An 11,141-nucleotide genomic window follows, 5' to 3' on the forward strand; every position below is an offset into this window, starting at 1 on the left:
ACGCAAATTGCTCCTGCTTACAACACGCTTGTAAAAGGAGGTGAGAATGAAAGCATTAGTGATCGGCGCAGGAATAGGTGGCTTGAGCGCAGCCGTGGCACTGAAGCGTGCCGGGATTATCTGTGAGGTGTTTGAAGCGGTGACGGAGATCAAGCCGGTCGGCGCAGCCATCTCCGTCTGGCCCAACGGCGTGAAGTGTATGAACCATCTTGGCATGGGCGAGATCATGGAGGCCTGGGGCGGCCCGCTGCGCTTTATGGCCTATAAAGATTACCGTCAGGGCGAGACCCTGACCCAGTTTAGCCTTGCGCCGCTGATCGCACGTACCGGCAGTCGCCCCTGCCCCGTCTCCCGGGCGGAGCTGCAGCGCGAGATGCTTGATTTCTGGGGGCGCGATAGCGTGCAGTTTGGCAAACGGGTCGTTCGTGCCGAAGAGAGCGCTGCGGGCGTAACCGTCTGGTTTACCGACGGCACCACGGCCCACGGTGACGTCCTCATTGCCGCCGACGGCAGCCACTCGGCGCTGCGTCCTTACGTGCTGGGCTATACCCCTGAGCGCCGCTACGCAGGCTACGTCAACTGGAACGGGCTGGTGGAGATCGATGAAACCATTGCTCCGGCGGACCAGTGGACCACCTTCGTTGGCGAAGGCAAACGCGTTTCGCTGATGCCGGTCTCCGGCGGGCGTTTCTACTTCTTCTTTGATGTTCCCCTGCCCGCCGGGCTGGCGGAAGACCGCAGCACCCTGCGCGCGGATCTGACCCGCTACTTTACCGGCTGGGCGCCGCAGGTGCAGGCGCTTATTGCTGCTCTCGATCCCGCCACCACCAACCGTATTGAGATCCATGATATCGAGCCGTTCGACACGCTGGTGCGCGGCAAGGTGGCGCTGCTGGGTGATGCCGGACACAGCACCACGCCGGATATCGGCCAGGGCGGCTGCGCGGCAATGGAGGATGCGGTGGTGCTGGGGGAGATTTTCCGTGAAGCCCAGGATATTCCCACTGCGCTGCGCCAGTACGAAGCGCGCCGTTGCGATCGGGTACGTGACCTGGTACTGAAGGCCCGCAAGCGGTGCGATATCACCCACGGCAAAGATATGGCGCTGACCCGGGCATGGTATGCCGAGCTGAAGGAGGAGACCGGCGAGCGCATCATCAACGGTATGTGCGACACCATTCAGGGCGGGCCGTTAGGCTAGTGCTCTGCTTAAAAAACCTTTGTGAGCAGGAAGAAAATATGAAAAGAGAACGCCCAACGCCACCCGCCCACTGTACCTTTGAGCCAGAGGACTGGCTACGCCTGGCTAAATGCTGGCATCCGGTTGCCCGCGCCTGCGACGTCGGCCCTGCACCGGTAAAGGCCACCCTACTCGATGAGCAGCTGGTGATCTATCGTATCAACGATCGGGTGGTAGTTGCCCGCGACGTCTGCCCGCATCGTGGCGTGCCGCTGACTCTCGGCTTTCATGACGAGGAGGGAATTATTTGTCCCTATCACGGGCTGCGCTTCGGGGAGGATGGCCGCTGCAACCGCATCCCCTCCAGCCCTGGCCAGGCAGTGCCGGCGAAGCTTAACCTCACCAGCTATGCGGTAGAGGAGCGCTTCGGGTTGATCTGGACCTGCCTCGACTTCGACCCGGAGAGCCCGACGCCGCTGCCGACCATGCCCCACTGGGATGACGACGGCTTTCAGCAGATCAACTGCCCTGCTTTTCAGGTCAACGGCTTTGCCGGTCGCCAGGTGGAGGGCTTTCTCGACGTGGCCCACTTCGCCTGGGTGCATACCGATACCTTTGCCGATCCTAATAACCAGCTGGTACCGGACTACATCCCTCAGGAGACGCCGTTTGGCTTTGTCGCGGATTACTGGAGTTCGGTAAGCAACTACGCGCCCAGCGCCCGCGATCGTGCCCCAGAGGGATTTCAGTGGCTGCGCCGTTTTGAGATGCATCTGCCCTTTACCGCCACGCTGACGATCCACTTTCCCGGCGAGGATCGTTTAGCGATCATGAATGCCGCTTCGCCGGTATCGTCCCGGATAACGCGCATGTTTGCGCCTATCGCCCGGAATTTTGACCTGCATATTCCGGTTGAGGAGGTCCACGCCTTTAACCTGCGCGTGTTTGAGGAGGATCGGCTGATGGTGGAGACCCAGCGCCCGGAGCGGCTGCCGCTGGATTTAACCCTGGAGGCGCATATACCTGCGGATCGTAGCTCGATTGCCTACCGACGCGGATTGAAAAAGATGGGTTTTGGTGAGTTTTTCCTGGTGTAACGGGAGGAGAGCGTGATGAGCAACGTGCTGGAAGTAATTGTCGACGGGATCTGGCGTCAGGGGAAGAGGAGCCTGGCGGTCAGGCTGGTGGCGGAGGATGGCGCGCCCCTGCCCGGCTGGCAGCCGGGGGCGCATATTGACGTGCACTTGCCCTGCGGGATTATCCGTCAGTACTCCCTGACCGGAGCCTGCACAGCAGCGGATAGCTACCTGATCTGCGTGGCGCGGGAGGAGGCCTCCCGGGGCGGCTCGCGCTATATCCATGAGACTCTGCGTCCGGGCCAACGGCTGCTGATCTCCCCGCCGCGCAACCTGTTTGCGTTGCAGGAGGCGGATCGGGTGCTGCTGCTGGCGGCCGGGATTGGCATCACGCCGCTCTATGCGATGGCGCTGCATCTGGAGGCGGCGGGCAGGCCGTTTGAGCTGCACTACTATGTGAAAAGCCGTGCAGAGGTAGCGTTTATACGTGAACTGACGCAGCCGCTGAGCCATGGCGTTTGCGTTATCCACCGTTCGGATGATGGGGAAAGCCCGCGTCTGACCCTGGCCGACGCGATCAGCGCGCCCGACGGCAGCACGCGGCTGTATGCCTGCGGGCCAGCAGGGTTTATGGCGGCGGTACGCGAGGCGGCCTCGGCCATGGGCTGGCCAGAGACGCGGATCCATACTGAGGCCTTTCAGCCGCTGGTGATGCCTGTGGCTACTACAGAGGCAGAGACCTTTACCGTCACCCTGGCGTCATCGGGCGCAAGCTGGCCGGTCCCAGCCAACAAGAGCATTGCTCAGGTATTGATGGACAACGGCATTGCTGTTCCGCTCTCCTGCGAGATGGGGATCTGCGGTGCCTGCCTGACGCCGGTGATCGACGGCGTTGTCGACCACCGTGATACGGTGCAGTCTGAGGCGGAGAAAACCGCCGCCAGCCAGCATATTGCGCTCTGCTGCTCCCGGAGCAAGTCGGGGAACGTGGTGATTGATCTGTAGGGGAAGCGTGTCCGGCAACCGCTTTTTAATCACCCGGATCGCGATTTATCTTTTTCATCGCTTTGGCAAGCACCTCGGCCGATGCCGGTCGCTCATGGGCTGGTTTGGTCGCCATCTCACTGAGATAGGCCTCCAACAGCCGGGTGCGTTTCTGTTCCTCTGCCAGTCGATTACGCTCTTCGCGCCGCTTCGCGTAATACGTTTTAATTGTGAACCAGGCCGAAATTGCTGCCTGCACAATAAAAACATAATCGTGCAAAGTGAGAATCGCAAAAACACTGAGCATTGATAACCACCAGTGAGGCAGGTTGTGACCCTCTATAGGTTTCATAAGCTGTATTTCCATGTCCGTATAAATTTAATCTCCGGCTCATCTATGCCGGTTGCTTTTATATGGAATAACCCCAGCCGGGTAACCGTTTGGGATATTTTTGTAGATGCCAGGGTTAACGGCTGGCATCGTGGAAATAGTGAGCGCGCCATAAATTATCCTTATTAGCGCCGCATTTGCTCAGAAACAGCGCGCCGGGGTGTTCAAGCCCGCCGCTGGGTTACAACTTCGAATCGTCTTCCAATACCACCCTATAGCCAGCCTTGCTTGCCAGGTCGATCAACACCTTAAGTGAAGCAACATACTCATCGTCGTAGACGATCCTTGCTGAAGCGATCTTACCGTTTTTACAGGTGAACAGTACGCGACCTTCCTCAGGAAGATATCTTCGGGCCTCCGTCTTATCGAGCATGCTCACCTCCAGGCACTATCACTGTATAAATCTACAGTAGTTATACCTTCACCTCCCGATAAGTGCAAATTTTAGATGGAGGCACATGAATGGCTTACGCCATCAATAATATTAATTACAATAATATAATCAACTAATAAGGTTGAACTTGGCACTTCATTAATTTTGCGAATACTATGCACTCATGAGAAAGAAAACCCTTGATGCAGCTGAAGCTGACGCAGCTAAACGTCTCCGCGACATTTGGGACGAGAAGAAAGTGACTTTGCGCCTTACGCAAGAGCGGGCTGCGGAGGCGCTTGGCTTTAGCACGCAGGCGTCGATAAGCCACTATCTCAACGGAACGACGCCGCTTAATACCGATGCGACGCTGAAGTTTGCTGCGTTGCTGGGGGTTAAGCCGGAAGAGATTCGCCCCGATCTGGCTGAAGCAATGAACTACGTCAGAAAATCCGGTGCGTACGTTGAGGATCGCACCGGGCCTGGCTGGACGCTGCTGGGAGCAGAACATACGGAGCTGGTGAACCTGTATGACAGGCTGCCGCAGAGTGAAAAAGAGAGGCATCTTTCTGATTTGAAAGAGAAAGTTGACGGCTTCGACAGGCTGTTTAAAGAGTTACTGGCTACCAGAAAACAGTAACTTCTCTTCTCTGACTCCCTTCCGGCGTTGGGATTTATTTTTCCATATCTATCAATGCCGTACGCATTATATTACTATAATTAATATATCTACGTTGATTGCTATTATTATTTTCGCTAATATTTATCTATCAACCCTGCATTACCCTGCGGCAGTTGTTCAGAAAAAACGTTCTGACAGCCTGGAAAGACGGGCAGCAACGAGACGTAAAAAAACCCACCGAAGCGGGTTTCTTTACCCGGGCGGTGACCAAACCTCCCGGTATAGCTTTGGGGACCAACCCAAAGCGAGGAAAGACCAACGACCAACGCCGCCGATCGGCCTGTAGTATATACCAGCGCACTCGTTTCCGGTGTTAACATCCCTGCTAATGGTTATGAGATACGGAGATAGATGATGCTGCCTAGATGTTTCGCACTGTTAAGCACGTTTCCACTGCTGGCCTTTGCCAGCGATTCGTTGCCGCCCGCAGTACAGCAGGTCGAAAAACAGGGCGTTGAGATTATTAAAGAGGTCAAATCCGAGGGTGGTTTACGCAGCTGGATCGGCAAATACCAGGGCGTCGGCGTCAACGTCTGGCTGACGCCGGACGGTAAGCACGCCATCTCCGGCTACATGTATGACGAAAAAGGAGATAACCTCAGCGAAGCACTTTTTAAGCAGGAGTTATATATCCCGCAAGGGCGTCAGCTATGGGAAAAGCTCACCAGCGCGCAGAGTATCAAAGAGGGCAACCCGAACGCACCACGACAAATTGTCGTGTTTGCCGATCCGTTCTGCCCTTACTGCAAACAGTTTTGGGCAGCGGCGCAGCCGTGGGTCACATCCGGGAAGGTGGAGTTAAACACGCTGCTGGTAGCGGTGATCAACCCCAAGAGCGGACCATACGCCTCTGCAATACTGAATGCAGAGGATGCAGCTAAAGCGTGGCGTGAATACGAGTTGTCTAATGGGCAAAAAATCCCCTCCGTCACAGGCACCTCAAAGGAGACGTTTGGTATCCTGCAATATAACCAGCAGCTGATGGATGAAATGGGCGCAGCGGCGACGCCAGCAATTTACTACATGAATGACAATCGCGAGCTGCAGCAGGTCGTTGGCATGCCTGATGAGAAACAGCTCGAGGCGATGCTGGGTTCTAAATAGTCTTTATCAATATCATCGAGCCACGGCACGATCGGCCTTAATCACAATCAGGATCCCGGCCAGCACCAGCACGGCGGCAATAACCATCCGGATGCTGGGGATCTCCCCCAGAAACAGCGAGCCTCCCAGCGCAGCCAGACAGGGTACGCTCAGTTGCAGGGTGCTGGCCGTTGCCGATGAGATGCTGCGAACGATGACATACCAGAGAACGTAGGCCAGCCCAGAGGTGATACCGCCGGAGATGAGGGCAAGGAGAATGCCCCATTGGTCTGCTAAGGCGTGATTGGGTGAGAGCAGAAACAGCGTGGCGATAATCGGCACGCTCAGGAGAAAGTTCCCGGTGGTGGCCCCGGCTGGGTCAGATACGCGCTTGCCTCTCACTGAGTAAGCACCCCATGCCAGACCAGAGGCGATCATCATCATCGCGGGTACAGTAGAGGGCATGCTGGCGCCAGGCAAGAGCAAAATCACTATGCCCGCAATGGCAACAGCAATGCCGGACATCTTACGCGGACCCGTTTTTTCCCCTTGCAATGCTCCCCACAGCACCATGCAGACCTGAACGGCACCAAAAAGCAGCAGCGCGCCGGTGGCGGTATCAAGATGAAGATAGGCGAGCGAGAACAGGAAAACATAGGCGGTAAGCAGGCCCGCGTTCACCACGTTCCAGCGGATGCTACCCCATCCACGTGAAGCCAACTGGAGGAGAAGCAGCACGACCGCGCCTGCCAGCAGACGTAACGTGCTGAACGTTGCGGGATCGGCATGACCTTCGCGCAAAGCAATGCGGCACAGAACAGAGTTCGCGGCGAAGGCCATCAGGGTAAAAGCGATAAGCAGAAATTTTTTCATCAGTTACCCTTCGCCAGCGACTGCTTAGACACTCACCCCGTTCAGCTTTTCCATCACCTCGTCTGACAGGGTTAATTGTACGCTTGTCAGATTCTCCTGCAAATGCTGCGGCGACGACGTACCGGGGATTAACAGAATATTGGGCGAACGTTTTAGTAACCAGGCGAGCGCAACCTGCATCGGTGTCGCCTGTAACTCGGTGGCGACGTCATTGAGTTGTGCAGACTGTAACGGCGAGAAACCACCGAGCGGGAAGAACGGTACGTATGCGATCCCCTGAGCGGCCAGTTGATCGACCAGCGCATCGTCCTGCCGGTTGGCAAGGTTATACATGTTCTGAACGCACACAATTGGCGTCATTTGTTGTGCATCGGCGATCTGTTTGGCGGTGACATGACTAAGACCAATATGTTGGATCAATCCACGCTCTTTGAGTTTAATCAGCGTTTCCAGCTCTCTCTCCAGCGAGCCTTCCTCTGGATGATGAACATTAAACATGCTGCGCAGATTGACGACGGGTATAACGTCCAGCCCCAGGTTTTGTAAGTTACTTTCTACCGCCCGCGTCAGCTCTTCCGGACTAAATGCCGGGAGCCATCCGCCTTTTTCATCGCGGCGCGCGCCAACTTTAGTCACGATGCAGAGATCGTCAGGATAAGGATGTAGCGCTTTTTTAATCAGCCGGTTGGTTTCATGCGGACCGTAAAAATCGCTGGTATCGATGTGGTTAACGCCAGAAGCGACGGCGTCACGCAGGACCTGAATGGCCCTTGCTTCATCTTTAACAGGCCCAAAAACCCCTGGGCCTGCCAGCTGCATTGCACCATAGCCTAAACGGTTTACTTCCCGGTCGCCGAGGCGGTAACTCATAATAGGTTCTGACATGGTGATCTCCGGTGTGAGTGTGCATTGATTGTACAACCGAACGTTCTGTACGACTATCCGGCTAATCAAGGAGGACCAGTATGCGGGAGAGGAGCGCATTAGCGCGATCTTAATGGAGGGTGAAATTCCCAAAAGAAAAAAGCCCTGCGATATTGCTATCGCAGGGCTATTCCGCATTTGGCGGAAGCGCAGAGATTCGAACTCTGGAACCCTTTCGGGTCGCCGGTTTTCAAGACCGGTGCCTTCAACCGCTCGGCCACACTTCCGGAATGAGGCGCACTATAAACACCTCGATGCGCCGTGTAAACCCCTGCGTTATCCGTTTGCCTGAAAAACAAGCAATATGCTGCTAATCGGCTGAAAGAACAGCATGTTGACCATTTAATCAGCACAATCCTCAGTGTTTGGTGATGTAGAGATCTTTTGTATAGACGTAGCCGAGGTTACTGGGATCGAACCCACCTACCCATGGTTTCACCAATCGCGCTCTGACATAGTGATAAACCGGGATCGCCGGCACGTCCTGCGCCAGAATGGCTTCCGCCTGCTGATAGTCCTTACCGCGTTCGTTAGCGTCCTTTGCCTTCGCCGCGCTGTGCATAAGCTCATCATAGGCTGGGTTGCTGTACAGAGAGGTGTTCTCGCTGTCGCCGGTGCGGAACGTATTCAGGAAGGTCGCCGCATCGTCGTAGTCTGCTATCCATGCATAGCGTACGGCGTCGAAGTTGCCGGTGTGCATAGTATCAAGCATGGTTTTCCACTCCTGATTTTGCAGCTTCGCGGTCACGCCAAGATTCTTCTGCCACATTGAGCTGGCGGCAATGGCGATGCGCTGGTGGGTCTCCATGGTGTTATAGAGCAGGTTAAAGGTCAGCGGGTGCGCCGCGTCGAACCCGGCTTCCGCCAGCAGCTTTTTCGCCTCGGCAATGCGCTTCTCCCGCGGCCAGGAGGCGTAATCCGGCGAGGCGATAGTCACGCCGCCAATCTCCGGCTGGCTGATGACCCACGCCGGGCGCTGCCCCTGCCCCATCACCTTGTCGGCAATGATATCTTTGTCCAGCGCCATATTGAGCGCCCGACGCACCCGCGCGTCGTTAAAGGGCGGCTTCGTGGTATTAAACTGATAGTAGTAGGTCGCCAGCTGCGGCGTGATATGCACTTCTGCGCCGAGGGTCTTTTTCAGCTGGGCAAACTGGTTTACCGGAATGGTGTTGGTCATATCGATTTCGCCCGCCTTGTAGCGGTTTACGTCGGCAGTCTCGGCGCTAATAGGTAGATAAGTCACGGTGTTGATGACGGTATGCTTATCATCCCAGTAGCGGGGATTACGCACGGCGATAATCTTCTCGTTCACTACCCAATCGGTGATTTTGTACGGCCCGCTGCCGACGAAGTGCTCCGGCTTAGTCCACTTCTCGGCAAAACGGCCAATCAGCACCTTATCAACCGGCACCAGCGACGGGTGCGCCAGCATCGGCAGGAACGACGCCGTGGGCTGGCTGAGCGTGACCTGTAACGTGGTGTCGTTCAGCGCCTTGACGCCCAGCGTATCCGGGGCCTTTTTGCCCTGCGCAATATCCGCTGCGTTGACGATGTACATATTGCCCGGATAGGTGGCATACGGGGAGCCGGTAGCCGGATCCACCAGACGCTGCCAGCTCCAGACCACGTCCTGAGCGGTGATGGCTGTGCCGTCGGACCAGGTGATGCCCGGCCGCAGGTGGAAGGTCCAGACGGTGTTGTCCTGATTATCCCACTTCTCTGCTAATCGAGGCTCCACGCTGCCATCTTTTCTGATCGCCACCAGCCCATCGAATAAGTCGCTGATAATATCAAATTCGACGTTGCTTTCTACCTTATGCGGATCGAGGGAGGCAGGCTCGCTGCCGTTGTTGCGGACCAGCGTTTGCTGCTCTGCCAGCACAGTGCCAGCCGGAACCTGCGCCGCCAGCGTAGCGGTGCTTATGCTTATTGTGGCCGTTGCCAGTAGTGAGAGGGCAAAACGGTGACCTGTCTGTGGTTTCATATCCTTTGCCTTATAGTGTACTGATTAACGATATCCTTGACACTCTTAGCCCCCACCCGGCAGGAAGGCAATAGTTTTCAGGCACCTATAAGAGGTTGATCTGTTTAGCGCAGGCAAAAATGCGATCGTACTACCAAAAGTGAAATTTAAAGCAGGCTATGCTGTCGGTAAGTTATTGTTGTTCAGGTAAAGATGGGTAAAACCGCTTTAAGCTGCCGCTCTGTTTACCTATCCTTCATCCTTAATTACATCTGTCATAAGAGAGTGACTCATGGATCGTATTGTTAGCGCTTCACGCGGGCGTACATCGCTGCTCAGCACGCATAAAGTGCTGCGAAACACCTATTTTATGCTCAGCCTGACCCTGGCGTTCTCCGCGATCACCGCGACCGCCAGCACGGTGCTGGGTCTACCGTCGCCGGGGCTGATCCTGACCCTGGTGGGCATGTACGGCTTAATGTTTCTGACCTATAAGCTGGCGGACAAACCCTCAGGTATCCTGGCCGCGTTCGCCTTTACCGGCTTCCTGGGCTACATCCTCGGGCCGATGCTTAACGCTTACCTCTCGGCGGGCATGGGCGATCTGATTGGTCTGGCGCTGGGCGGTACCGCGCTGACCTTCTTCTGCTGCTCGGCCTACGTGCTGACCACCCGCAAAGATATGTCCTTCCTCGGCGGTATGCTGATGGCGGGGATCGTGGTAGTGCTGCTCGGCATGGTAGCCAACATCTTCCTGCAGCTGCCGGCTCTGCATCTGGCTATCAGCGCGGTGTTTATCCTGATCTCTACTGGCGCAATCCTCTATGAGACCAGCAACATCATTCACGGCGGCGAAACCAACTACATTCGCGCCACCGTCAGCCTCTACGTCTCGCTGTACAACATCTTTGTCAGCCTGCTGAGCATCCTGGGCTTCTCCAGCCGGGACTAACCGCTCAGGTAACACCTCAAGCCCCGCTTATGCGCTAGACAATGTCCAGTACATAAGCGGGTAAAAAGATGGCATAGAGTTTTATGATCTACTCATTTATACAATCACTTCAATGAAATCATCTTAATACCTGCTCGTCAAATATGACGGAATTTTTTCCTTGCTACGTCAGCACTCTTTTACAAACACCGACAGAATCCTTTGCTTGATGCTAGCACTTATCAATGTTGCATCACTAACATCGACCACGGCTATTTTGTTTCTCCTCAGATGAGCTTGCAAAATAAAACAGCACTTTATTAAAAGGGACGCCACTAAATAAATGCGATAAATATAGATTATCGCTGCTATTTACCATGTGAATAAAAACCCAAAAAATATGTAAGATTATATTTATCCTGCTTGCTGTCTATATTCTTTATGTTTTATGCGGCGTATTTTTATTAGATGATTATTGCTGTTTAAGCAAAAGGATATTCTGAATATGCCCTTTCCCTATCCCATACAGCAGAAAAATATATCAAACCGCTATCTATTCTGCTTCTCCCATCATCTGCATGTCGCACCGTCTGTTTCTGAAAAAGATACAGACGGTGACGACTCCCTGCTGGATGCCACCGACCTTGAAACCTACCGACTGGAGATTATCTGATGACC

At 55.1% G+C, this 11,141-nt stretch carries 12 protein-coding genes and 1 tRNA gene; 7 read left to right on the plus strand and 6 right to left on the minus strand.

Annotation, left to right across the window (positions count from 1 at the left end; translation table 11 throughout):
* The first annotated feature begins 46 nt into the window (after positions 1 to 46).
* The 3 genes from hpxO to RTP97_RS10580 are packed head-to-tail and all read left to right on the plus strand — an operon-like array spanning position 47 to position 3,261.
* A complete protein-coding gene (hpxO, locus tag RTP97_RS10570; RefSeq protein ID WP_312413378.1) occupies positions 47 to 1,201 on the plus strand; it encodes an FAD-dependent urate hydroxylase HpxO in 1,155 nt (384 codons plus the stop codon).
* Positions 1,202 to 1,239: 38 nt separating this feature from the next.
* Complete coding sequence (gene hpxD, locus RTP97_RS10575) at positions 1,240 to 2,277, plus strand: molybdenum cofactor-independent xanthine hydroxylase subunit HpxD (protein WP_312413380.1); 1,038 nt, start codon at positions 1,240 to 1,242, stop codon at positions 2,275 to 2,277.
* 15 nt (positions 2,278 to 2,292) lie between these two features.
* Positions 2,293 to 3,261 carry a PDR/VanB family oxidoreductase gene (locus tag RTP97_RS10580; protein ID WP_312413382.1) on the plus strand — a complete coding sequence of 323 codons (969 nt, stop codon included), beginning with the start codon at positions 2,293 to 2,295 and terminating at the stop codon, positions 3,259 to 3,261.
* 25 nt (positions 3,262 to 3,286) lie between these two features.
* On the opposite strand, the gene RTP97_RS10585 is transcribed toward RTP97_RS10580, so the two are convergent.
* Together RTP97_RS10585 and RTP97_RS10590 are read right to left on the minus strand one after the other, a co-directional pair.
* Complete coding sequence (locus tag RTP97_RS10585) at positions 3,287 to 3,601, minus strand: hypothetical protein (RefSeq protein WP_312413400.1); 315 nt, start codon at positions 3,599 to 3,601, stop codon at positions 3,287 to 3,289.
* Between the two features lie 211 nt (positions 3,602 to 3,812).
* Complete coding sequence (locus RTP97_RS10590; protein ID WP_312413384.1) at positions 3,813 to 4,004, minus strand: hypothetical protein; 192 nt, start codon at positions 4,002 to 4,004, stop codon at positions 3,813 to 3,815.
* A 184-nt stretch (positions 4,005 to 4,188) separates the two neighbouring features.
* Between RTP97_RS10590 and RTP97_RS10595 the strand changes: the two genes are divergently transcribed.
* Together RTP97_RS10595 and dsbG are read left to right on the plus strand one after the other, a co-directional pair.
* The gene (locus tag RTP97_RS10595; protein ID WP_312413386.1) at positions 4,189 to 4,644 is read left to right on the plus strand and encodes a helix-turn-helix domain-containing protein; all 456 of its coding nucleotides are present in this window, start codon (positions 4,189 to 4,191) and stop codon (positions 4,642 to 4,644) included.
* A 396-nt stretch (positions 4,645 to 5,040) separates the two neighbouring features.
* Positions 5,041 to 5,790: a thiol:disulfide interchange protein DsbG gene (dsbG, locus tag RTP97_RS10600; protein WP_312413403.1), complete on the plus strand. Its 750-nt coding sequence runs from the start codon at positions 5,041 to 5,043 to the stop codon at positions 5,788 to 5,790.
* Between the two features lie 12 nt (positions 5,791 to 5,802).
* Here the strand turns inward: dsbG and RTP97_RS10605 are convergent, their stop codons facing one another.
* The 4 genes from RTP97_RS10605 to RTP97_RS10620 all read right to left on the minus strand — a co-directional run bounded on the left by RTP97_RS10605 (position 5,803) and on the right by RTP97_RS10620 (position 9,553).
* Positions 5,803 to 6,642: a DMT family transporter gene (locus RTP97_RS10605; RefSeq protein ID WP_312413388.1), complete on the minus strand. Its 840-nt coding sequence runs from the start codon at positions 6,640 to 6,642 to the stop codon at positions 5,803 to 5,805.
* Positions 6,643 to 6,666: 24 nt separating this feature from the next.
* Entirely contained in the window at positions 6,667 to 7,527 is an 861-nt protein-coding gene (locus tag RTP97_RS10610; protein WP_312413390.1) for an aldo/keto reductase family oxidoreductase, read from the minus strand.
* A 178-nt stretch (positions 7,528 to 7,705) separates the two neighbouring features.
* Positions 7,706 to 7,793, minus strand: a tRNA-Ser gene (locus RTP97_RS10615).
* A gap of 131 nt (positions 7,794 to 7,924) precedes the next feature.
* Positions 7,925 to 9,553, minus strand: coding sequence for an ABC transporter substrate-binding protein (locus RTP97_RS10620; protein ID WP_312413392.1), 1,629 nt, complete (start codon positions 9,551 to 9,553; stop codon positions 7,925 to 7,927).
* A gap of 271 nt (positions 9,554 to 9,824) precedes the next feature.
* Here RTP97_RS10620 and yccA point away from each other — a divergent pair, with 271 nt between their 5' ends.
* Positions 9,825 to 10,484 (plus strand): FtsH protease modulator YccA, encoded by a 660-nt coding sequence (gene yccA / locus RTP97_RS10625; protein WP_312210487.1) that lies wholly within the window; start codon positions 9,825 to 9,827, stop codon positions 10,482 to 10,484.
* 484 nt (positions 10,485 to 10,968) lie between these two features.
* Positions 10,969 to 11,136 (plus strand): hypothetical protein, encoded by a 168-nt coding sequence (locus RTP97_RS10630; protein ID WP_312413394.1) that lies wholly within the window; start codon positions 10,969 to 10,971, stop codon positions 11,134 to 11,136.
* Positions 11,137 to 11,141: the final 5 nt, after the last annotated feature.

It is taken from the genome of Pseudescherichia sp. (genome assembly GCF_031998825.1).
GTDB lineage: Bacteria > Pseudomonadota > Gammaproteobacteria > Enterobacterales > Enterobacteriaceae > Pseudescherichia.

What these genes read in the sequence shown, in the direction of transcription:
- yccA (WP_312210487.1), top strand. Translation starts at nt 9,825, where the DNA reads ATGGATCGTATTGTTAGCGCTTCACGCGGGCGTACATCGCTGCTCAGC.
- RTP97_RS10605 (WP_312413388.1), bottom strand. Translation starts at nt 6,642, where the DNA reads ATGAAAAAATTTCTGCTTATCGCTTTTACCCTGATGGCCTTCGCCGCG.
- RTP97_RS10630 (WP_312413394.1), top strand. Translation starts at nt 10,969, where the DNA reads ATGCCCTTTCCCTATCCCATACAGCAGAAAAATATATCAAACCGCTAT.
- RTP97_RS10610 (WP_312413390.1), bottom strand. Translation starts at nt 7,527, where the DNA reads ATGTCAGAACCTATTATGAGTTACCGCCTCGGCGACCGGGAAGTAAAC.
- hpxD (WP_312413380.1), top strand. Translation starts at nt 1,240, where the DNA reads ATGAAAAGAGAACGCCCAACGCCACCCGCCCACTGTACCTTTGAGCCA.
- hpxO (WP_312413378.1), top strand. Translation starts at nt 47, where the DNA reads ATGAAAGCATTAGTGATCGGCGCAGGAATAGGTGGCTTGAGCGCAGCC.
- dsbG (WP_312413403.1), top strand. Translation starts at nt 5,041, where the DNA reads ATGCTGCCTAGATGTTTCGCACTGTTAAGCACGTTTCCACTGCTGGCC.
- RTP97_RS10590 (WP_312413384.1), bottom strand. Translation starts at nt 4,004, where the DNA reads ATGCTCGATAAGACGGAGGCCCGAAGATATCTTCCTGAGGAAGGTCGC.
- RTP97_RS10620 (WP_312413392.1), bottom strand. Translation starts at nt 9,553, where the DNA reads ATGAAACCACAGACAGGTCACCGTTTTGCCCTCTCACTACTGGCAACG.
- RTP97_RS10580 (WP_312413382.1), top strand. Translation starts at nt 2,293, where the DNA reads ATGAGCAACGTGCTGGAAGTAATTGTCGACGGGATCTGGCGTCAGGGG.
- RTP97_RS10595 (WP_312413386.1), top strand. Translation starts at nt 4,189, where the DNA reads ATGAGAAAGAAAACCCTTGATGCAGCTGAAGCTGACGCAGCTAAACGT.